Origin of the sequence: Bradyrhizobium sp., from assembly GCF_036735945.1 — a bacterium.
GTDB lineage: Bacteria > Pseudomonadota > Alphaproteobacteria > Rhizobiales > Xanthobacteraceae > Bradyrhizobium.
In genome coordinates, this window is sequence record NZ_DAINNI010000015.1 from 38,356 (window position 1) to 60,641 (window position 22,286).

Annotated in this window: 18 protein-coding genes and 2 pseudogenes; 13 read left to right on the plus strand and 7 right to left on the minus strand. The window is 63.9% G+C overall.

Translation table 11 applies throughout. The features are described 5' to 3' along the window. The first annotated feature begins 35 nt into the window (after positions 1-35). The gene (locus tag V7E26_RS07955) at positions 36-530 is read left to right on the plus strand and encodes a cupin domain-containing protein (protein WP_324414894.1); all 495 of its coding nucleotides are present in this window, start codon (positions 36-38) and stop codon (positions 528-530) included. 9 nt (positions 531-539) lie between these two features. On the opposite strand, the gene V7E26_RS07960 is transcribed toward V7E26_RS07955, so the two are convergent. Both V7E26_RS07960 and V7E26_RS07965 read right to left on the minus strand, forming a co-directional pair. Then, on the minus strand, positions 540-1,916 hold the full coding sequence (locus tag V7E26_RS07960; protein ID WP_324414895.1) for a cytochrome P450: 1,377 nt from the start codon (positions 1,914-1,916) through the stop codon (positions 540-542). Positions 1,917-2,100: 184 nt separating this feature from the next. Then, entirely contained in the window at positions 2,101-3,342 is a 1,242-nt protein-coding gene (locus tag V7E26_RS07965) for an LLM class flavin-dependent oxidoreductase (RefSeq protein ID WP_324414896.1), read from the minus strand. A 172-nt stretch (positions 3,343-3,514) separates the two neighbouring features. Between V7E26_RS07965 and V7E26_RS07970 the strand changes: the two genes are divergently transcribed. After that, positions 3,515-4,216, plus strand: a complete 702-nt coding sequence (locus V7E26_RS07970) for a VOC family protein (protein WP_324414897.1) — start codon at positions 3,515-3,517, stop codon at positions 4,214-4,216. Between the two features lie 260 nt (positions 4,217-4,476). Next, entirely contained in the window at positions 4,477-5,694 is a 1,218-nt protein-coding gene (locus V7E26_RS07975) for an extracellular catalytic domain type 1 short-chain-length polyhydroxyalkanoate depolymerase (protein WP_324414898.1), read from the plus strand. A 25-nt stretch (positions 5,695-5,719) separates the two neighbouring features. On the opposite strand, the gene V7E26_RS07980 is transcribed toward V7E26_RS07975, so the two are convergent. Beyond that, on the minus strand, positions 5,720-6,400 hold the full coding sequence (locus V7E26_RS07980; protein WP_324414899.1) for an MBL fold metallo-hydrolase: 681 nt from the start codon (positions 6,398-6,400) through the stop codon (positions 5,720-5,722). 117 nt (positions 6,401-6,517) lie between these two features. Between V7E26_RS07980 and V7E26_RS07985 the strand changes: the two genes are divergently transcribed. After that, on the plus strand, positions 6,518-7,333 hold the full coding sequence (locus V7E26_RS07985; protein WP_324414900.1) for an RMD1 family protein: 816 nt from the start codon (positions 6,518-6,520) through the stop codon (positions 7,331-7,333). Positions 7,334-7,435: 102 nt separating this feature from the next. Here the strand turns inward: V7E26_RS07985 and V7E26_RS07990 are convergent. Further along, positions 7,436-8,556 (minus strand): annotated as a pseudogene (locus V7E26_RS07990) (vWA domain-containing protein). 155 nt (positions 8,557-8,711) lie between these two features. Here V7E26_RS07990 and V7E26_RS07995 point away from each other — a divergent pair. After that, entirely contained in the window at positions 8,712-9,197 is a 486-nt protein-coding gene (locus V7E26_RS07995) for an MmcB family DNA repair protein (protein WP_324414901.1), read from the plus strand. A 39-nt stretch (positions 9,198-9,236) separates the two neighbouring features. Here V7E26_RS07995 and V7E26_RS08000 read toward each other — a convergent pair whose 3' ends face one another. From V7E26_RS08000 to V7E26_RS08010, 3 genes are all read right to left on the minus strand, one after another. Next, on the minus strand, positions 9,237-10,952 hold the full coding sequence (locus tag V7E26_RS08000; RefSeq protein ID WP_324414902.1) for a SulP family inorganic anion transporter: 1,716 nt from the start codon (positions 10,950-10,952) through the stop codon (positions 9,237-9,239). Between the two features lie 216 nt (positions 10,953-11,168). Beyond that, positions 11,169-11,723, minus strand: a complete 555-nt coding sequence (locus V7E26_RS08005; RefSeq protein ID WP_283031085.1) for an ActR/PrrA/RegA family redox response regulator transcription factor — start codon at positions 11,721-11,723, stop codon at positions 11,169-11,171. A 120-nt stretch (positions 11,724-11,843) separates the two neighbouring features. Beyond that, the gene (locus tag V7E26_RS08010) at positions 11,844-13,178 is read right to left on the minus strand and encodes an ActS/PrrB/RegB family redox-sensitive histidine kinase (RefSeq protein WP_324414903.1); all 1,335 of its coding nucleotides are present in this window, start codon (positions 13,176-13,178) and stop codon (positions 11,844-11,846) included. A gap of 118 nt (positions 13,179-13,296) precedes the next feature. On the opposite strand from V7E26_RS08010, the gene V7E26_RS08015 reads away from it, so the two are divergent. From V7E26_RS08015 to ccoO, 8 genes and pseudogenes are all read left to right on the plus strand, one after another. Continuing rightward, positions 13,297-14,094 carry an ABC transporter ATP-binding protein gene (locus V7E26_RS08015; RefSeq protein ID WP_324414904.1) on the plus strand — a complete coding sequence of 266 codons (798 nt, stop codon included), beginning with the start codon at positions 13,297-13,299 and terminating at the stop codon, positions 14,092-14,094. After that, positions 14,091-14,909 carry an ABC transporter permease gene (locus V7E26_RS08020; protein WP_324414905.1) on the plus strand — a complete coding sequence of 273 codons (819 nt, stop codon included), beginning with the start codon at positions 14,091-14,093 and terminating at the stop codon, positions 14,907-14,909. Before V7E26_RS08015 ends, V7E26_RS08020 begins: the two co-directional genes overlap by 4 nt. Positions 14,910-15,033: 124 nt before the next feature. After that, the gene (locus V7E26_RS08025) at positions 15,034-16,383 is read left to right on the plus strand and encodes a polyhydroxyalkanoate depolymerase (protein WP_324414906.1); all 1,350 of its coding nucleotides are present in this window, start codon (positions 15,034-15,036) and stop codon (positions 16,381-16,383) included. A 196-nt stretch (positions 16,384-16,579) separates the two neighbouring features. After that, positions 16,580-17,430 (plus strand): annotated as a pseudogene (locus V7E26_RS08030) (M48 family metallopeptidase). A 227-nt stretch (positions 17,431-17,657) separates the two neighbouring features. Continuing rightward, positions 17,658-18,692, plus strand: coding sequence for an amino acid ABC transporter substrate-binding protein (locus V7E26_RS08035; RefSeq protein ID WP_324414907.1), 1,035 nt, complete (start codon positions 17,658-17,660; stop codon positions 18,690-18,692). 18 nt (positions 18,693-18,710) lie between these two features. Beyond that, on the plus strand, positions 18,711-19,601 hold the full coding sequence (locus V7E26_RS08040) for a L,D-transpeptidase (protein WP_324414908.1): 891 nt from the start codon (positions 18,711-18,713) through the stop codon (positions 19,599-19,601). 288 nt (positions 19,602-19,889) lie between these two features. After that, positions 19,890-21,548 carry a cytochrome-c oxidase, cbb3-type subunit I gene (gene ccoN / locus V7E26_RS08045; RefSeq protein ID WP_324414936.1) on the plus strand — a complete coding sequence of 553 codons (1,659 nt, stop codon included), beginning with the start codon at positions 19,890-19,892 and terminating at the stop codon, positions 21,546-21,548. A 6-nt stretch (positions 21,549-21,554) separates the two neighbouring features. Further along, the gene (ccoO, locus tag V7E26_RS08050) at positions 21,555-22,286 is read left to right on the plus strand and encodes a cytochrome-c oxidase, cbb3-type subunit II (protein WP_324414909.1); all 732 of its coding nucleotides are present in this window, start codon (positions 21,555-21,557) and stop codon (positions 22,284-22,286) included.

Sequence of the window (22,286 nt, forward strand, 5' to 3'; positions counted from 1 at the left end):
CCAATAGAAGCCAGAGCGCTTGGGGAGAGACACAAATGTCCGCAACATTTCGACTGCCGCCGCTGACCGAAGGCCGCCCGTTCCACCTCGCTATCATCGCCGGTCTCGCCTGTGCGTTCGTCATCGGCAAGGCGCTGCCGTCCACCATCGATGCCGTCTCCGCGGTCATCGAGCCGCTATGCGCCAACAGCGTGACCGGCTCGCAGGATGTGGTCGAGCCGATCACGTCGCATGCCTTGCCGAACGTGCCGGGAAAGCGCGTCACCATCGTTCGCGTGTTCTACGGCCCCGGCGGATTTACGCCGGCGCACCGCCATGCCGGCTCCGTCACCGCCTACATCACCAAGGGCCAGATCCGTTCGCAGCTTGCCGGCGGTCCGGTCGAAACATTCGGCGTCGGCCAGTCATTCTTCGAGCCGCCGGGCGCGACGCATCTGGTCTCGGCGAACGCCAGCGCCACCGAGCCCGCGGAATTGATCGCGGTGTTCGTGGCGGACGAGGGCGCGCAACTCACGACGCTGGTTAACTAGGCGCAACCCTCAAACCGGCTTCAGCACCACGCGCAATCCGTCGCGCGGCTTCGGGATCGGCCACATCTGCCAGTCCGGCTTGTAGCCGGGCTCCAGCGAGACGCTGAGGTTCTGCAGGAAGTGCCGCGCGAAGCATTTCGCCTGCATGTAGGCGAAGTGCAGGCCGAGGCACATATGCGCGCCGCCGCCATACGGCACCCAGGCGAAGCGGTGGCGGTTGCGCTGCGCCTCCTCGGTGAAGCGCATCGGATCGAATTTTTCCGGTTCGGGCCAGATCTCCGCCATGTGGTGGGTGAACAGCGGATTGACGCCGACCATGGTGCCGGCCGGGATCGCATACCCCTTGAACGAAAAATCCTTGATGGCGCGGCGCGGCATCGAGGGCACCGGCGGCTTCCGCCGCAGCGCTTCCTTGAAGGCCATCTCCGTGAGCGGCATCGCCTCGAGATGATCGAAACTGGTCGCCGCATCGGGTGCGAGGGCGAGCGCCGTGACCTCGTCGCGCAGCTTCTGCTGCCATTCCGGATGGGCGGCCAGCTCACCGACAAACGAGGTCAGCGACGAGGTCAGCGTGTCGTGCGCCGCCATCATCAGGAAGCTCATGTGATCGACGATGTCCTGCGTCGAGAGCAGCGCGCCGTCTTCATGGGTCGCCTGGCACAATTGCGAGAACAGGTCGTCGCCGCCGCCTTTGGCGCGACGGATCGGAATCTGCTCGGAGAAATAGGCGACGATACGCTTGCGGCCGTTGACGCCACGCGCCATTTGCGTGCCGGGCAACGGCTTGCGGATCACGGCGACGGAAGCCGCCACCATGTCGACAAAGGCGCGCGTGATCTCGTCGACCTCCGGCCCGATGCCGGCGCCGAGAAAGGACGTCGCCGCGAGGTCGAGCGTGAGTTGCTTCATCGCGGGATAGAACAGCATCGGCCCGGGCTGCGACTTCCATCGCGCCACCCGCGCCGCGATCCCGGTATCGAGTTCGCCGAGATAGGACTTCATAGGCCCGGACTTGAACGCCACCGACAGCGCGCGGCGATGCAGGCGGTGCTCCTCGAAATCGAGCAGCATCAGGCCGCGCGGAAACAGCAGCCCCAGAATCCGTCCCCAGCCCAGCGTCGAGGAGAACTGCTTGGCCTGGTCGAACAGCACGAGTTCGTTGGCCTCCGGTCCGAGCAGGACGAGGCTGGTCTCTCCGAACAAATGGCTGCGATAGACCAGCCCGTATTTTTTGGACTGGCGTTCGACCTGGCCCTTGGGGTCGGCCAGCACCTCCAGCGTCTTGCCGATGAAGGGCCAGCCCTCGTCGCCTGGAATATGCGTCAGCGAATTGCGCCGCGGCGGGGTGAAGCTGTAGACGGGAGAGGCGACGCTCTGCATCGACATGGCAACTGCTCCGGTTGAGCCTCGATATCGGCTGGCATTATCTACGGTGCCGGCGGCTTTGTCGCGGCCGAACTATCAACCCCGTCATTGCGAGCGAAGCGAAGCAATCCATTCCCGCCGCGCAAAAGATGGATTGCTTCGTCGCTTTGCTCCTCGCAATGACGGGGATAAAGCTTTCGTCCCCTCACGCCTTGCGCTTGGCGGCTTCCTTCTGCAGGTCGGGCGCGTTGACGGTCGGGATCGCCACGCGGCCGGGACCGGTCAGCGGCAGCGCCGCGGCGGCCTTTTCGTTCTCCATGATCTTCGCCATCACGGCCTGGCCCGCCCGCTCGAACACCGCGCGGTTCTCGATCAGGAATTTCTGCGACTCGCGCAGCTTGGCGACATAGCCGTTGATCTCCGGGATCACGTAGCGCGCCACCATGTCCCAGCTTCGCCGCGTGTTCTCCGGGTTGGCCCAGTCGTGCACGAAACCGATGATGGCGCCGACGCCGCCGGATACGTTGATCAGGTTCTTGATGGTTTTGACCAGATCGTCGGGCGTGCCGATGGTGGATGCGGCGTTCTCGCCGCCCGCGGTCTTCTCGACCGCATCCTCGGCGGACTTGAACGGCTCGACGCCGGGCCGCTGCAGCGTGCGCACGGTGTATTCATTGTGCCAGCGCATCAGGCCGGCGCCGGCCTCGCGCTGCGCCTGTTCGCGCGTCTCGGCGATATGCCAGCTCAGGAGCACGCGCCAGTCGTCGCGGCTGACGGTGGTGCCGGCCTTCTTGGCGGCGTCCTCGGCAAAGCCCCATTGCGTCGGCAACGCCATCAGGCCCTGCGTCGACATCGAGCCGAGCGAGATGATGCCGATGCCGTATTTGCCGGCGAGCGTCATGCCCGAGGGCGAGATCTGCGAGGCCACCACGAACGGCATGTCTTCCTGCAACGGCAGCAGTTGCAGCGCGGCGTCCTGCATGGTGAACCAGTCGCTCCTGGCGGTGACGCGTTCGCCCTTGAACAGGCGTCGGATGATCGCGATCGCCTCGTCCTGGCGGTCGCGCTGTGTCATCGGGTCGATGCCGAGCGTGTGCGCGTCGGAAGCCAGCGCGCCGGGTCCGGAGCCGAAGATGGCGCGGCCGCCGGTCATCCAGTCAAGCTGCACCATGCGCTGCGCGACGTTGTAGGGATGGTGATAGGGCAGCGAGACGACGCCGGTGCCGAGCTTGATGCGCTTGGTGCGCTCGCCGGCGGCCGCCAGGAACATCTCCGGCGAGGCGATCATTTCCCAGCCCGAGGAATGGTGCTCGCCGCACCAGAACTCGTCATAGCCGAGCGTGTCGATCTGCTCGACGAAGTCGAGGTCGCGGCGGAACTGGAGCAGCGGATTCTCGCCGATCGGGTGATGCGGGGCGAGAAAGGCTCCGAATTTCAGGCGTGCCATGGGTGGTTCTCTCCGGAATTATTGTTCTTTTGGAATTGCTCGTGGCCAAGGTACGGGGTGGGGAAGGGCAAGGCAATGCTGGTACACCCGCCGCCAGCGCATGGTTGTCACGCAGGGCTGGCTGACTTACCGTCATCCGGAATTCCGCCTCGCATCGCCGGCAGAAGCCATCATGAAACTTGCAAAACCCCGCATCGACATCGGCTTTGCCACCAACGACGCGCCGGCGGCGCTGGCGTTCTGGCAGAACGAGATCGGGCTTCCCTTCGAGTACACCCAGCCGATCCGCCGCGGCTACAAGCAGCACCGTCATGATCTCTGCGGCTCGATCCTGAAGATCAACCAGGTCTACGAGCCGCTGCCCGACAATCCGCCGTCAGGCTACCTCGAACTCTTGATCGCGCGTGATGGTATTGCGGCCCCGCAGACGATGACCGATCCCGACGGCAACCGCGTGTCGCTGGTGCCGAAAGGCCTGTTCGGGATCGAGCGCATCGGCATCCGGCTCGGCGTGCGCGACATCGAGGCGCACCGTCGCTTCTATAGGGAGGCGCTGGGGCTGCAGCAGGGGCAATATGCCGGAGCGATGACGTTCCTTGCGGGCGACACGGTGCTGATTGTTGAACAGGCGGCGGATGCACCCGGCGATGCCGCCTTCGACGGCAAGGGCTGGCGCTACATCACGTTTCAGGTGTTCGAGGTCGACCGCGAACACGCTTATGTGCTGGCGCATGGCGGCCGCGAGGCACGCGCGCCGGTGACGCTGGGAACGACCGCGCGGATTTCGATGGTGCGCGATCCCGACGGCAACTGGATCGAGCTGTCGCAGCGCGCCTCGCTGACGGGCTCGCTGGAGCCGCCGTCGGCCGCGTGATGTGCCGTAGCTACACTCGCTTCGTCATCGATTCGCGGCACAGTGGTATTCGTGCTTAACGGCAACGTCATCCGCCACGTCGATCATCGCCTGCGCCGCATTCCTGACATGGATGCGTCGGATCACGCCGTGACAAATTAACGTCAACCGCCAAAATTTGATTGTGGGGAATGACAGTGCTCGGCCTTTTTATTTTGCACTGCAGCAACTATCTGTTCTGATCAGCGTTACAAAGAGCAATCGCCCCAGGAGCCCTCTCGTTGTCGCTTGCCAAGAACGTCGAATTCCTGCGTCAATTTCCGAAGCTGAGCGGCTTCAATGGCTTGGGAATCTATGGCCGAAGCGCTTTGCCTGGCGCGTCGAGCCCACTCGTGGAAATTACGGGGTTCGGCACCAATCCGGGCGCGTTGAAGATGTTCGCCTATGTGCCCGATGCGTTGCCGCGCGCTTCCGCGCTTGTCGTCGTGCTGCATGGCTGCGGCCAGACCGCATCCGGATACGATTTCGGCACCGGCTGGTCGACGCTCGCCAAACGCTATGGCTTTGCGCTCGTGATGGCGGAGCAGCAGGCGTCGAACAATGCCAACACCTGTTTCAACTGGTTCAACCCGGGTGACATCGCGCGCGGTCGCGGCGAGGCTGCCTCGGTCCGCCAGATGGTTGCGCGCATGGTGGCCGACCACGCGATCGATTCGCGACGCATCTTCATCACCGGTCTTTCCGCGGGCGGCGCGATGACGTCGGTGATGCTGGCGACCTATCCGGAAGTGTTCGCGGGCGGCGCCGTTATCGCCGGCCTGCCTTACGGTATCGCGAGCAATGTCCGCGAAGCGCTCGGCGGCATGATGCAGTCGACCTCGCGCCCCGCCGGCAAGCTCGGCGATTTCGTGCGCAAGGCGTCGAAGCACAGGGGGCCTTGGCCGAAAGTGTCGGTATGGCACGGCAGCGCCGACCGCACCGTCAACCCGGCCAACGCCGATGAGATCGTCAAGCAATGGCTCGACGTCCACGGCCTGCCGGCGGCGCCGATGTCGAGCGGGGAAGTCGACGGTCACCCTCGCGACGTCTGGTGGAATGCCGACGGCGAGACCATCGTCGAATCCTACACCATCACCGACATGGCCCACGGCACGCCGCTGGGGCTGGCCGGCAATGACGAGCCCTACGGCGCGGAGGGCGCGTTCCTGATCGAGGCAGGGATTTCCTCATCCTATCATATCGCGAATTTTTTCGGCCTGACCGAGCGCGTCAGCCAGCCGAACGAAGCGGCCGCGCCGGATATCGCAAAGCGAGCGCAGGTTGTGCGGTCTGCCGCCACCGAGTCCCTGCAGTCGTCCGATCTCGCCGCCACGCTGTGGTCGAGGTCCCACAAGCCGGTCAGTCAGCCGACGCCCGCGCCACGCGCGCCGAAGCGCCGCCGCATCGATGTCAGTGCCGTCATCACGCGTGCGCTGACGGCGGCGGGATTGATGAAATAGCCGCAGCGCCGCCGCGGCTCTTCCCTCACATCTCGCCGGTCAGGAAGGGATTGGTCAGCCGCTCCTGGCCGATGCTGGAGCCCGGGCCGTGGCCGCAGATGAAGCCGACATCGTCGCCGAGCGGCAGCAGCTTTTCCGTGATCGAATTGATCAGCGTCGCATGGCTGCCGCCGGGCAGGTCGGTGCGCCCGACCGAGCCGCTGAACAGGACGTCGCCGACATGGGCGAAGCGCAATTCCTTGTTGAAGAACACGACGCTGCCCGGGGAGTGGCCGGGACAGTGCAGGATGTCGAAGGTGAGTTCGCCGATGGAGACCTGGTCGCCCTCGTCGAGCCAGCGGTCGGGCCCGAAATTGCGCACGCCGGTCATGCCGAAGCGCTCGCCGCTCGAGACAACGTTGTCGAGCAGAAGCTTGTCGGCGATGTGCGGCCCCTCGATCCTGACCTGCAGCGCGTCGCGCAATTCGGCGGCGCCGCCGACATGGTCGATGTGGCCGTGGGTCAGCCAGATCTTCTCGACGGTGACACCGGTCTGCTTGATCGCTTCCAGAATCCGGGGAACGTCGCCGCCGGGATCGATCACCACGGCCTTCTTGGAAGGCTCGTGCCAGATGATGGTGCAGTTCTGCTCGAACGGCGTCACCGGCACGATCATCGCGCCGGCCTTGGCCTGGTTCTCGGCCTGGGTATCGGTTTTGTTGTCCATAACGGCAACATATTCATCCCGCGCAGGGGGTCAACACGGGCCTGTATCGATATGTGACCGACATGCGGCCTACACGGCGCCGTGATAGGGTCGGTGGCTTCAGCAGTTGGATGTTCCATGAGTGACGTATCTGCATCGCCGGCGGTCGGGTCCCGCACCACGGCCCGCGCCTTCTTCGTCGGCGATCGCCTGAACACGTCGGGGCTCGAACGCGGTGATGTGCTTGCCACGATGCCGCTTGCGTTTCGCGTCAATGCCAACGGCATCGCGATACTCTTCCGTTATGGCGTGGTGGTGCTGATCGGGCTGAATGCGCTGGAAGAGGAGGAATTCCTTGGCAGCCTGGACCAGCGCGTGCTGGGCAAGTTCGCACGACGCGACGAGGAGACCGCCATCATCGAGCTGGCGCCGGAACGGGAGGACCAGATCCCGCCCGGCGGCCCGATCTGCCTGCAAAGCCTGTCGCCCGAGCGGCTGGTTTTGATCGGCGAGGCGCTGGCGAAGAGCGTCGTTCTGGCCCGGCACGAGCGCGAGGTCGCCAGCGTGTTCGACACGACCGAACCGATCGCACGGGAACTGGCGCGGAGCGGGCGCATGCACGGCAGCCGCCGCTCGATCCTGAAAAATATCGGCAACGCGCTGCTGGTGCGGCACCGGGTGTCGGGGCCGGTCGAAGTGGAGGAGAAGCCGGACGTGCTCTGGGACAAGCCGCATCTGGAGCGGCTGTACGCGCGCCTGGCGGACGAGTACGAACTCGAGGAGCGCGCGGAATCGCTGAACAGAAAGCTCGCCGTGATCGCCGAGAGCGCGCAGGTGCTGACCGATATCATCGACACGCGCCGCTCGCTGCGGCTCGAAGTGATTATCGTGCTCCTGATCCTGTTCGAGGTGATCATGACGATCTACCAGCTCGCCGTGGGCCGGCACGGCTGATCGCAGGTGGTCATTCCGGGGCGATGCGGAAGCATCGAACCCGGAATCTCGAGATTCCGGGTCTGGTCCTGCGGACCATCCCGGAATGACGGGTAGTAAACCCTACCGCTTGATCTGCGCCTTCAGCGTGTCCTCGACGGCGCGGTCGAACGAAGAAGCCTTCGGCGGCGCCTTGGTGCGCTGCTCGGCGACGTATTTGTCGCGCTGGCCACCAGCGCGGCGAGCTTCTCGTTGAGTGCCTTGCGCTGAGTCATCTGCTTGTTGACTTCCTCGACGCGCTGCTCGGGCTTCATCGCGCGCAGATTGTCGGGCAGGTCCTCGTCCTTGATGGCGGAGAAACTGCTGCGGCCGGCGGTGACGTCGGCGACGAGATCGCCGTCGCCGGTGACGGCCTCCGACGTCGCCCTGGCGCGCTTGTTGAGATAGCTCGCCATCTCGGATGCCTGCGCGGGCGCTGCGGCAGCGACCTCGGACAATTGCTTGGTCTTGCCCTCGGTGCGCTTCTGCAACTGCTTCGGCCCGTACGGAATTACGGTGCCGTTGATCTCACGCTGCAGGATGATGATCTCCTCGTCGAACGGCGTCTCGATCAGCACCACCTCGCCGCCGTCCTGCGGTATCGGGATGAAGCGGCCATTGCCGTGCTGGGCGATATCGCGCCAGATCCGCGCGGTGTCCTGAGCGTTGCCGGCCAGCACCGCATTGACGATGATGTCCTTCTGCTTCGCCACCGACAGCGTCACCGGATATTTGGTGTCCTGCGCGTAGTCCATGTGCGGCGGCGCGTCGCCGACCAGGAACACGATCCGCCTGACGTCACCGCCCTTGCTCCACTGCATCTTGTTGACGGCGACATCGAGCGCCTCGTTGACGCTTTCCGGCCAGTCGCCGCCGCCGCGGGCCTTCAGCTCCAGGAGTTGGGCGTAGAGATCCTGGATGTCGGTGGTGAGGTCGACCTTCCTGGCCACATAGTCGTCGCCGATGTCGCGATAGGCGACGAGGCCCATGCGGATGTCGGCGTCGGGATTGGAATCGGCGGTCGCGGTCGCGATCGACCAGATCTTGCGCTTGGCGCCCTCGAGCAGGCCGCCCATCGAGCCCGTGGTATCCAGCACGAAGGCGACTTCGACGGTGGGCTTGGCATCGGCCGCTGAGAGGCCGGCGGCGAGTGGAAGGGTGGCGAGAGCGAAAACGAGTGAGCGAAACGTGATGCGAGACTTCATGGATCTCCTCCAGATGTTTCGTCCCCTCGGAACCCGCGTTTCACCGGCTTCGCGGGTGGCTATGGCCGAAAACAGGGCGGGCAGGGGTCGAAATTGCGGCTGACGGTGCGCTGGTCAGCCTGTTGGACGGTGCGAAATCGGTTATGGTTCGAATGATGGAATCGCCTGCCCGCCAGATCAGCCTCGTGCCTGCGCCGGACCGCCGCCAGTCGGAGACGGCGCTTGCGATCGCGCGCGGCACCGCAAGGCTGTTACGGTCGCTCGGCTTCTCCTGCATCAGCGAACTGCCGCTGCCGTCGGGCCGCCGCGCCGACCTCGTGGCGCTGAACGAGCGCGGCGAGATCTGGATCGTCGAGATCAAGTCGTCGGTGGAGGACCTGCGTGCCGACCAGAAATGGCAGGATTACCGGATGCATTGCGACCGGCTGTTCTTCGCCTTCACGCAGGATCTGCCGTGCGAGATCTTTCCGGAAGATACCGGCCTGATCATCGCCGATGCCTACGGCGCGCATCTGCATTGCGAGGCGCCCGAGCATCGCCTGCCAGCCGCGACGCGCAAATCGATGACGGTGCGGTTCGCGATGGCCGCAGCCCAGCGGATCAACCGCCTGGTCGATCCGCAAGGGCATGTGGAGTTTTGAGCGGCACGAAACGGCTCGCCGGTACGCCGCCTGCTGACGTCAGGCTTGGTCTTCCCAGTCTTCCCACTCTACATCATGGGCTTCCAGGTAGCCGGCAACGGCTGCTCCGACGGTCGGGAAGAAACAATTCTCGCCAAGCTGCGCCAATAAACCGAATTTCTTCAGCTTGTCCTTTACGGGGTCCTTGAGCTCGGCAAAGCAAAGCTCGATACCCTGTGCATGCAGCGTCTCGTCCAGTTCGGCGAGCGTATCGCCGGCGGTGACGTCCACGCTCGTGACCGGCTCAGCCGCGACGACCAGCCAGCGAACCGATGTCGGCGATTTCGTCACCGCGTCCAGCGCGCGTTCCTTGAAGAACTCGGCGTTGGCGAAGAACAGGGGTGCGTCCCACCGAAACAGAACCAGCCCGGGGATCTGGCGTGCATCCGGATATCGCGTGATGTCGTGGTAACCCTTGACGCCGTGGGCGCGGCCCAGCACGGCCGAGTGCGGACGCCAGCCGTCCCATAGAAACTCGACGATGGCGATCGCGATGGCCAGACCTATTCCCGGGATCGCCCCGAGCACGGCCACGCCGGCAAAGCAGATCATCGATAGCCAGAACTCCCACTGCTGAATGCGGTAGATCCGTTTGAGGTCGGTGACTTCAAACAGGCCGATCGCGGCGGCGATGACGACGGCAGCCAGTGCGGCGGTGGGCAGGTGGCGAAGGAGGTTTGGCGCCATCAGCAGCAGGAAAGCGATCGCAAGCGCGCCGACGACGCTGGTGAGCTGGGTGCGGGCGCCAGCGGCTTCGGCGACGGGGGTGCGCGAACCGCTGCTGCTGATCGGGAAGCCCTGAAAAAAGCCGGCTGCCAGATTGGCTGCGCCGAGCCCCACCATCTCCTGGTTGGGATCGGGCTGGTCGCCCAGGCGCGCGGCATAAGCCCGCGAAAGGACGCTTGTATCGGCGAACGATACCAGCGCGACGGCGCAGCCGCCGATCAGCACCGGAAGCATATCGTCGTAGCCGATCAAGGGAATGGCAAAACCGGGCAGGCCCTCGGGAAGGGGACCCAGAACCGTCACGCCATGGCGCGCCCCAAGATCAAGCACGCCGACGATGGCCGTCGCTCCAACGACGGCGATCAGAATGCCAGGCAGCCGCTTGTTGCGCTCGAGCAGCAGTATGGCCGTCAATGTGCCGAGCCCGATGCCGAAGGCGGCCCAGTTTGTCTTGCCTTCAAGGATTGCGCCGCCGATTCTCCACAGGCTTGACAGCGGACCGCCGCTCTCAATCGAGAAGCCGAACAGCCTGGGCATCTGGCTGATCAACACCGTCAGGGCAATTCCGTTCATGTAGCCGTAGCGTATCGGCTTGGAAAGAAGTTCGGTCAGAAACCCCAGGCGCGCGAGGCCTGCCAGAATGCAAATCGTTCCCGAAACAATGGCCATCGTGCCGGCCAGGGTTACAGCGCGCAGGGGATCGCCGCCCGACAGCGGAACGACAACGCCAAGGATGATGGCTGCAAGGGCCGAGTCCGGTCCCAGGACGAGGATGCGGCTCGGGCCGAACACGGCATAGACGAGCAACGGTATTATCGTGGCGTAGAGTCCGTAGATGCCGGGCAAGCCCGACGCCTCCGCATAGGCAATGCCGACCGGCACCAGCATGGTCGCGAGCACAAGTCCGGCGAAAGCATCGTGCGGAAGCCATGCCGCTTCATACCGGCGGACCGCGTCGAGACCGGGCAGCCAGCGAGTCCCATGCTTCATCGCCGGTCACTCCCAAACCCGGCCGCGCCGGCGCTCTCGCACGCCATGTGTCGACTGAGCTGGAGCACAGTCGGGGCTGCTGCATTCTTGGGCAAGTGGAAAGTGTTGACGAGCGACGTGTTCGCACTGCGGGGCGTCAGTCCTGATCCGTCATCCCCGAGGAGCGCGCACCGCGCTTCCTCGGGACGACGGGATAGAATTATGCCCGCTGTAGGATCAGCGCGGCGCGCGCTTGGCGAGAATCCGCTGCAATGTACGGCGGTGCATGTTGAGCCGCCGCGCTGTTTCGGAGACGTTGCGGTTGCACATCTCGTAGATGCGCTGGATGTGCTCCCAGCGCACGCGGTCCGCCGACATCGGGTTCGATGGCAGCTCGGATTTTTCGGTGCCGCTCGCGAGCAGGGCGGCGACCACGTCGTCGGCATCCGCAGGCTTCGAGAGATAATCGACCGCGCCCATCTTCACCGCGGTGACGGCGGTGGCGATGTTGCCATAGCCGGTGAGCACGATGGTGCGCGCGTCCGGACGCTTGCGCTTCAGCGCCGACACCACGTCGAGCCCGTTGCCGTCGCCGAGCCTGAGGTCCACCACGGCGAAGGCCGGCGCCGCCTTGTTGATCTGCGCCAGCCCGTCGGTCACGGTGTCGCAGGACGTCACCGCGAAGCCGCGGGTTTCCATGGCGCGCGACAGGCGCTCCAGAAACGGCTTGTCATCCTCGACGATCAGCAGCGAGCGGTCAGTGAGATCGTTCAGTTCGGCGATGGCGTTCAAGGCAGGGAATCCCCCGGTTGCGGATGAAGAGCATTATATAGAGCATATGGCGTGCGGCTTTTGCAGTGCCAAGGGGCAGAAACGTCGCGCGTTCCAGTTTCCGCAATCCCTGCAGCAATTCTAGTCGGCTGATCCCGCAGCGGATTCGGCAGGTTCCTCGGCCTCGAAACGGGCCCGCGGCCAGACGATCTGGACCACGGCGCCGTGATCGGGAAACGTCCGGTTTGAGAAGGAAACCTTGGCGCCGGTGCGTTCCAGCAGCGTCCGGGCGATGAAAACGCCAAGACCGAGCCCGGTGCGGGCCCCTTGCGGATCATCCGCGCCGCGCCGCCGCGATAAATAAGGCTCGCCGATCCGTTTCAGCATGTCGGGCGCGATGCCCGGGCCGTCGTCGGAAATGACGATCTCGATGGTATCCGCGTTCCACCAGGCGTTAACCTCGACGGTGGTTCGCGCGAAATCCACGGCATTTTCCAGGATGTTGCCGACGCCATAGAGGATCGCCGGATTGCGCGCGCCGACCGGTTCCCGCGCGGCTGCGACAGCTAGCCGCACCTTGATCGCGACGCCGAAATCGCGGTGCGGCGCCACCGTCTCCTCGATCAGCGTCGACAGCGGCATGCGGTCGAACGGAGCTCCGGAGGAGGACAGCTGGGTCAGCTTGGCCAGGATGTCGCGGCAGCGCTGCGCCTGCTCGCGCAGCGTCTTCAGGTCGGCCGCCAACGGATCGCTGTCCTTGATGGTCGTTTCCAGCTCCCGCGAGATCAGGAAGATGGTCGCGAGCGGCGTGCCGAGTTCATGCGCGGCAGCGGCGGCCAGCCCATCGAGCTGGGTCAGGTGCTGCTCGCGCGTCAGCACCAGTTCGGTGGCGGCCAGCGCATCGGAAAGCTTTCGCGCCTCTTCCGTTGCCTGGAACGCGTAGAGGCTGGTGACGCCGATCGCAAGCAGGATCGAGAGCCAGACGCCGACCAGATAGATCGGCGGCAGCACCAGCGGGTCTTCGGTGTCCCATGGCAACGGCAGATGAAAGAAACCCAGCGCCGAGGCGCAGGTGACCGCGAGCAGGCCTAATCCGATCGTCAGCCGGATCGGCAGCACCGCCGCCGAAATCAGCACCGGCGCGAGGAACAGGAACGAAAACGGGTTCTGCAAGCCGCCGGTCAGGAACAGGAGCCCCGCCAGTTCGACGATGTTGAGCGCGAGCAGGGCGGCGGCATAGACCGGCTCCAGCCGCTGCATCGGATTGAAAGCGACCTGCAGCGCCAGATTGAGCAGCGCGGAAACGCCGACGATGGCGACGCAGGGGATAATGGGAACGTCGAATTCCAGTCCCCGTGCGACGACGAAGATCGCGGTGAGCTGTCCCAGCGCCGCCAGCCAGCGCAGCCGGAGGATGGTATCGAGACGGACAAAGCGGTGTGGATGGCGGAAGTCGGATGCGGCATCGTCGGACATGTCACGAGTTTAGCCGTGCGGGCGGATGATCACAAATGAGCGAACCATGCAGGCCCGTCTGCCGCCGAGGGGCAGAGCCTTGCGCTGTCGGCCCCAATGGCCCAATGAACGGAGCAGCATGGCTGACAGCGAGACAGCACCAGCGCCGTCGACCGCGGCCGGGCCGGAAGGCCCCGCCGCGATCGAGGTCGCGCATCTGATCAAGCTCTACAAGACCACGCGCGCGGTGGACGACATCTCGTTCCGGATCGCGCGCGGCAGCGTCACGGGGCTGCTCGGCGGCAACGGCGCCGGCAAGACCACGACGATCGCGATGATCATGGGGCTGGTGCTGCCGACCTCGGGCCGCGTCCGCGTGCTGGGACACGCCATGCCCGAACAGGGCGCCGACGTGCTCGGCCGGATGAATTTCGAGAGCCCCTATGTCGACATGCCGATGCGGCTCACGGTGCGGCAGAACCTCACCATCTTCGGCAAGCTCTATGCGGTCCGGAATTTGCGCGAGCGGATCGCGCAGCTCGCCTCCGATCTCGACCTCAACGACTTTCTCGACCGCGCCAACGGCAAGCTCTCGGCCGGGCAGAAGACCCGCGTCGCGCTGGCGAAGGCGCTGATCAACGAGCCCGAGCTGTTGCTGCTCGACGAGCCGACGGCCTCGCTCGATCCCGACACCGCCGACTGGGTGCGCCAGCATTTGCTGACCTACCGCAAGACCCATGACGCCACCATCCTGCTGGCGTCGCACAACATGCTGGAGGTGGAGCGGCTGTGCGACCGCGTCATCATCATGAAGCGCGGCCGCATCGAGGACGACGACAGCCCGGACCAGATCATGGCGCGCTACAACCGCACCACGCTGGAAGACGTATTCCTCGACGTCGCGCGCGGCCGCGTTGCGGAAGGGACGTCGTCATGAGCGAGACGGCGTCCTCTCACGGCATTTCCGCGCACCGCATCCAGGCGATGGTGTTGCGCTACTGGTATCTGCTGATGTCGTCCTGGCCGCGACTGCTGGAATTGATCTACTGGCCGGCGCTGCAGATCATCACCTGGGGCTTTCTGCAGAACTACATTTCGCAGAACGACGGTTTCTTTGCCCGCGCCGGCGGCACGCTGATCGGTGCGGTGATCCTGTGGGACATCCTGTTCCGCGGCCAGCTCGGCTTTTCGATCTCGTTTCTCGAGGAGATGTGGGCGCGCAACCTCGGTAACCTCCTGATGAGCCCGCTGAAGCCGATCGAGTTTCTGATCTCGCTGATGATCATGAGCCTGATCCGGCTCGCGATCGGCATCATCCCGATGACGCTGCTGGCGCTGTTCTTCTTCGATTTCAATTTCTTCGCGATCGGGTTGCCGCTGATCGCGTTCTTCTGCAACCTGATCTTCACGAGCTGGTCGGTCGGGATTTTCGTCTCGGGCCTGGTGCTGCGCAACGGGCTCGGCGCCGAAAGCATCGTCTGGACGCTGATGTTCGGACTGATGCCGCTCGCCTGCATCTACTATCCGGTGGCGGTGCTGCCCGCCTGGCTGCAGGCCGTCGCCTGGATGCTGCCGCCGACCTACGTGTTCGAGGGCATGCGCGCCCTGTTGATCGATCACACTTTCAGAGGCGACCTGATGGCATGGTCGCTTGCAATCAATGTCGTGCTGTTGGCGGCCTCCTTTGCGATCTTTCTTGCCCTTTTGCGCAGCGCAAGGCGGGTCGGATCGCTGCTCGGGGGTGGCGAATAAGTCACTATTCCCGTGGATTCCCTCAGGTTTTGGCCTTTTCGCACCGTAGAACTACCGTTCGGCGCATTGACGCTTAATTACGCTTTCGGCAGTATGCTGCGTCGCAAAACAGGGATCATGGTAAATGCCGATTGGTGAGTTTGGCGGCGCGCCGCCTCTGGTGGCCGAAGGCAGTCCGGCGCTTACGACGCCGATGTACTGGATGTACGAACTGGCCCATGCGTCGCTCAATCCGGCACGCGCCGTGACCGACGCCACCAAGATCCTGTTTCAAAATCCGCTAAATCCCTGGTCGCATACCGAAATCGGCAAATCGATCGCCGCGGCCTGCGAACTGTTCGAGCGCACCACGCGCCGTTACGGCAAGCCGGAATGGGGGCTCGACTTCACCGAGGTCAACGGCGTCCAGACGCCGGTCGAGGTTCGCTCGATCTGGGAAAAGCCGTTCTGCCGTCTCCTGCATTTCGATCGCAAGCTGACCCGCCCGCTGCGCACGCCGCAGCCGCGCGTCCTGATCGTGGCGCCGATGTCCGGTCACTACGCGACGCTGCTGCGCGGCACGGTCGAAGCGTTCCTGCCGACCCATGAGGTCTACATCACCGACTGGGCGGACGCGCGCATGGTCCCGCTCAGCGAGGGCCGCTTCGATCTCGACGACTACATCGATTACGTCATCGAGATGCTGCAGGCGCTCGGCGGCAACATGCATGTGATCGCGGTGTGCCAGCCGTCGGTGCCGGTGGTAGCCGCGGTATCAGTGATGGAAGCCGCGCGCGATCCTTTCGTGCCGCTGTCGATGACGCTGATGGGCGGCCCGATCGATACCCGCCGCAATCCGACCGCCGTGAACAACCTTGCCGAAGAGCGCGGTATCGAATGGTTCCGCAATCACGTCATCACCAAGGTGCCGTTCCCGCATCCCGGCGTGATGCGCGACGTCTACCCGGGCTTCCTGCAGCTTTCGGGCTTCATCACCATGAATCTCGACCGCCACACCGACGCGCACAAGGCGCTGTTCAATAATCTGGTGAAGGGCGACGGCGACATGGTCGACAAGCACCGCGAATTCTACGACGAATACCTCGCGGTGATGGACCTCACCGCAGAATATTACCTGCAGACCGTCGACGTCGTCTTCGTCAAGCATGCGCTGCCCAAGGGCGAAATGACCCATCGCGGCAAGCCGGTCGATCCCTCGAAAATCCACCGCGTGGCGCTGATGACGGTGGAAGGCGAGAAGGACGACATCTCCGGGCTCGGTCAGACCGAAGCGACGCACGCGCTGTGCCCGCATATCCCCGATCATCGCCGCGTTCACTACGTGCAGATGGGCGTCGGACACTACGGTGTGTTCAACGGATCGCGATTCCGTTCCGAGATCGTGCCGCGCATCTCCGATTTCATGATGTCGGCGGCGGATACCAAGGCGTCAGCGGCCAAGACCAAGCCAACATTGGTCCGCGCGGCCGAATAGCTGACATAGCGGCCCGATTCCGTGGCCCCGATAAGCCGCTGAGAAGATTCAAACATTCCGGTTTTCGGCCGAATCAAGGGGTGAATTTAGACTCACCCCTTGAAGGCCGTTTTGGCGCCTGGTTCCATCCAAAATTTTGGGTTCCAGGCCCATTCCCTAGGGGTCATTTGCCGCCAAGCCCCTGTATATTGGGCAAATGATTTGTTTTTGCGCCGAGCAATTTAGATGCGATTTCCCTGGCGGCGGATATGGCAGAATCCGGGCGTACTCCTACTCCCCGGACTTCAAGACATGGCTACTCGCGCCCTCCTATATCGGCGGCCCGCCGAACCCGCGACCATTTTGGTCAAGCACGGCTCGCAAGTCTTTGCGATCCGGATGCGCCGGCATCGCCGCGCGCGCCGATACACGCTTCGAATACATCCGACCGACCGCGAAGCCATCCTGACCATGCCGCCGCGCGGCACGATCGCGGAAGCCAAGGAGTTTGCGCAGATTCATGGCGGCTGGATCGCCGCGCGTCTCGGTCGTCTGCCGAAAGCCGCGCCCTTTAACCCCGGCACCATCGTGCCGCTGCGTGGCGTGCCGCATCGCCTGGTGCATCGCGCCGGCGAGCGCGGGACCGTGTGGACCGAAACCCGCGACAGCGGCGAGAAGATTCTCTGCGTCGCCGGCGAGTACGAGCACATGGACCGCCGCGTCCACGATTTCCTCAAGCGCGAGGCCCGCAAGGACCTGCACAAGGCCTCGCTCGCCTATGCGGCGGAACTTGGCGTGAGGGTCCGCCGCGTCTCGATCCGCGACCAGTCGAGCCGCTGGGGTTCGTGCACCTCAGCGGGCTCGTTGTCGTATTCCTGGCGGCTGATCCTCGCGCCGCCCTATGTGCTCGACTATCTCGCCGCGCATGAGGTCGCTCATCTCGTCGAGATGAATCATTCGCCGCGGTTCTGGCGCGTGGTCGGCCGCATCTGCAGCCATGTCGAACGCGCCAAGCGCTGGCTCGACACCTACGGCAACGATCTGCACCGCTACGGCGTCGAGGATTAGCGGCCGCCGCACACCCTGCTGTCTTCGCCCGGCCTGTGCGCAATTGCGCACCAGGACCGGGCGAACCAGGATTCCGACAACTGTGGCCGCAGCGTACTGGATACCTCGCCTTCGCGGGGTATGACGGTCTGAGCTGGTCGCGAGCTATCCCGCCTACCCGCTGGAATACTTGGTAACCGTTCCGGTTATGTTAGCCTGCCGATATTGCCACCGATCACGAGATCCAGATGCCTGATTTCAACAGACCGGCTGTGATCCTCCCGGTCCTCGCATTGCTCGCCCTGGTTCTTTCGGGCGGCCTGCCTGCCCGCGCACAGACCCTGAAAGCCGTCAAGGAGCGCGGGACGCTCAATTGCGGTGTCAGCCAGGGGCTGCTGGGCTTTTCCAGCATGGACGACAAGAACGCGTGGACCGGCTTCGACGTCGATATCTGCCGCGCCGTGGCAGCGGCGATCTTTGGCGATCCCGCCAAGGTGACGTTCGTCCCGCTCGATGCGGTCACCCGCTTCGCGGCGCTGCAGTCGAACCAGATCGATGTCTTGTCGCGCAACTCGACCTGGACGATGTCACGGGAAAGTTCGCTCGGCCTGATGTTTGCCGGCGTCGCCTATTACGACGGCCAGGGCTTCCTGTTGCGCCGCGATGCCGGGATCGATACCGCCTTGCAGCTTGGCGGCAAGACGGTTTGCACCCAGAGCGGCACCACCAGCGAGCTGAATTTGAGGGACTATTTCGGCGCCAATGACATGGAGCTGAAGGTTCTGGCCCACGCCACGGCGGAGGAAAGCCTGAAGGCCTATGACGACCGCAAATGCGATGTGCTGACAAGCGACGTTTCGCAGCTCTACGCCGAACGCCTGAAGCTGTCGGCGCCCGACGGCCATCTCATCCTGCCGGAAGTCATTTCAAAGGAGCCGCTCGGGCCGGTCGTGCGGCAGGGTGACGACCAGTGGTTCAACCTGATCAAGTGGACGCTCTATTCGCTGATCAATGCCGAGGAGCTGGGCGTCAAATCGGCGACCGTCGACGACGCGGTGAAGTCTTCCAACCCCAACATCAAGCGGCTGGTCGGGACCGAAGGCGAATTCGGCGAGCAACTGGGCCTTGCAAAGGACTGGGCCGCGCGCGCCGTCCGCGCGGTCGGCAATTACGGAGAGATCTATGAAAGGAATGTCGGGATTCAGTCCCGGCTCAGCATTCCGCGCGGATTGAATGCGCTCTGGACCCAGGGTGGGATTCAATACGCGCCTCCCGTCAGGTAGTTCTGTAGAGGTCAGGCCATGACCGTGGATTATTATTCGCTGCTGTCGAACGCCGTTGCCGGCAAGGACGCCGCCGCCCGCGACCAGATTTACAAGGACGCCCTCGGCCTCATCGCCAGATCCCACATCACACGCGAGGCCGCCGCATCGCATCGCGCCGCGCTCGAGGATGCCGTGCGGCGGATCGAGGATGAAATCGCGGCCGAGGAGGCCAGCTCGGCGGCGGCCATCAGCGAGACATTGTCGACGGGCGGGAAATGGAAGCCCTACGCCATCGGCGCCGGTGCGGTCGCTGTCGTCATCGCGCTTGCGGCCGTGGGCTACGTCTTCGTTTTGGCCAAAGGCCCAGCCATCGTCGCCGCCAATGTGAAGACGCCGTCGCCGAATGCGCAACGCGTGCGTGAAGATGTCGTCATGGCGGATCTGAAGCCCGGCGTTGATGGCGGCTCTTCCGGCGAAGGCCTGCCGTTTGCGCTGCAGCGGCAAGTGGTGTTCTACCGCACCACCGTTGCTCCCGGTTCGATCGTGGTCGACCGCGAAAACCGCTTTCTCTATTTGATCGATTCGAACAATTCCGCGCGCCGTTACGGGATCGGGATTGCGCCGGAGTGCCTGAAGGGCGGCAGCCTCTCTCGCGTCATGAACAAGCTCGAATGGCCTGACTGGCGATCTTCCGGCGCGAACACAAAGGATGCCGACGCGTTGCTCGCGGCGACCGGCCGTCCCGGCAGTCCCCTCGGTGCACGCGCGCTGTTGCTGGACAAGCCCGGGCTACTCATTCACGGCACCAATTCGCCCAAGACCATCGGCCATCTGGTCGCGTCCGGATGCATCCGGCTCGTGAACGACGACGTCGAGGATTTGTACCGGCGGGTTTCGCTGGAAACGCGGGTCGTCTTTGCCAGCTAGTCTGGCCTCGGCGAGACAAGCTCGTAGTATCGTAATACGAGGCAAGCACGGCGGGCTCGGGTTCCTCCCATCGCCGGAAACCGCGACCGCCCCTCAAGACGAAAGCCGAATTCACATAATGTGTTAGTCCATGACAACATGGTTCTATGCGCCACCCGGCGTCGCGTTCGCCGACCGGATCAAGCCATCGACGTCATCCATACGAATTCCTCTTGCGCAACAATCGATCGAATTGGCATGGTTGACGAAAGCCAGGGCCGTTACGTTGCTTCGAGGGAGCTGCAGTTCATGATCGCTCAATTGACGAAGTACGAGCGGCAAGTTGCGCTCTTCATCCTGCTGGCGCTTTGCCTGTGCGGTCTTGCCTTTGCGGTTGCGGGACATGGCGATCCGCTGGGCGTTCACGGGGTGATCGTGCTGCTGGCGGGGCTCGCCGGAATCTTCGGCGTCATCTCCGGATACTACGCACCGGAGCCAGGCGAAGACCGCCTCGGCCGATACTTCGACGATCCCAGCCGGGTGGGGATCATCCTGGCGATGGCCTGGGCCGCCGCGGCGCTTTTCGTTGGCGACTGGGTCGCCTGGCAACTCGTCAATCCGAACCTGACGTTTGACGCTGCCTGGTCGAGCTTTGGACGGCTCCGGCCGGTGCATACGTCCGGCGTCATCTTCGGCTTTGGCGGCAATGCACTGATCGCGACGTCGTTCTACGTCATGCAACGCACGTCCCGCGCGCGGCTGCCCGACCAGTTGACCCCATGGTTCGTGCTGCTCGGCTACAACCTGTTCTGCGTCCTCGCCGCAACCGGCTATCTCATGGGTGTGACGCAGTCGAAGGAGTATGCCGAACCGGAATGGTACGCGGACATCTGGCTGACAATCGTGTGGGTGACTTATTTCATCCTCTACCTGCGCACGCTGGCGCGCCGCAAGGAGCCGCATATCTACGTATCGAACTGGTACTACATGGCCTTCATTGTGGTCGTGGCGATGCTCCATATCGTGAACAACCTGGCGGTTCCCGTATCGCTCGGCCATGCAAAGAGCTACTCGGCCTTTTCAGGCGTCCAGGATGCGATGACGCAGTGGTGGTATGGCCACAACGCCGTTGCGTTCTTCCTGACCTCCGGCTTCCTCGGCATGATGTACTACTACCTGCCGGTTCGCGCGGGCCGGCCGATCTTTTCCTACCGGATGTCGATCATCAGCTTCTGGGGCATCACGTTCATGTACATGTGGGTGGGCTCGCATCATCTGCACTACACGGCGCTGCCGCAGTGGGTGCAGACCCTCGGCATGACGTTCTCGATCATGCTGCTGGTGCCGTCATGGGCATCGGCCGGCAATGCGCTTCTCACATTGAACGGCGCCTGGCACAAGGTTCGCGACGACGCGACGCTGCGCTTCATGATGGTGGCGGCGGTGTTCTACGGCCTTTCCACCTTTGAAGGCTCCTTCATGGCCATCCGAACGGTAAATGCCCTGTCGCATTACACCGACTGGACCGTCGGTCACGTCCATGCAGGCGTGCTCGGCTGGGTTGCAATGATAACCTTTGGGGCGATCTACGCTTCGGTGCCCTGGCTGTGGAAACGCGAGCGGATGTATTCCGCCCGGCTGGTCGAGGTCCATTTCTGGCTCGCCCTGTCCGGAACGGTGGTCTACGTCTTTGCGATGTGGAATTCCGGCATCATCCAGGGATTGATGTGGCGGACCTACAACGAAAGCGGAACGCTGGCCTATTCCTTTATCGAATCCGTCGTCGCCATGCATCCCTACTATATCGCGCGCGCCATCGGTGGCTTGCTGTTCCTGCTCGGCGCCCTGGTCGGCTGCTACAACATCTGGATGACGATACGCGCGGCCGATCAGCCGGCCGATGCACGGGCGGCCGACCTCCCTGTTCCGGCAGCCGCAGGCGCTCCCGCGCTTCAGCCAGGGGAGTGAGCGGACGTGTTCAATCTGCATTATCAGCTCGAACGCAAGACCATTGGCCTGGTGCTCGCCATCATCGTCGTGGCCAGCATCGGCGGCGCCGTCGAGATTGCCCCGCTGTTCACCATTCACCAGACCGTCGAAGACGCGCCGGACATGCGTGTCTATACCCCGCTCGAGATCGCGGGCCGCAATATCTACATTCGCGAAGGCTGCTATGCCTGCCATTCGCAGATGATCCGGACATTGCGGGACGAGGTGGAGCGATATGGCCCGTATTCGCTCGCCGTCGAATCCAAATACGATCACCCGATGCTGTGGGGATCGAAGCGGACGGGGCCCGATCTGGCGCGTCTCGGCAACAAATATTCGGACGAATGGCACGTCAGGCACCTCAACAATCCGCGCGACGTGGTGCCGGAATCGGTGATGCCGCACTATTCGTGGCTCGGTCGCACCGAGCTGCGCAGCGATGACCTCGGCTCGCACCTGGCGGCGCTGCGCAAGGTCGGCGTGCCCTATACCGACGAGATGATCGCCAATGCGAGCTCGGACGCCTACGGACAGGCGGCGCCGGACACGCCCTACGCCGAGGGCGTCACCAAGCGATACGGCGCGGCGACCAATATAAGGGTCTTCGACGGCAAGCCGGGCCAACTCACCGAACTCGATGGGCTGGTCGCGTACCTGCAGATTCTCGGCAAGCTGACCGACGCTGCGCACAAGCCGGTCGCAGCAGCGGGAGGTTGA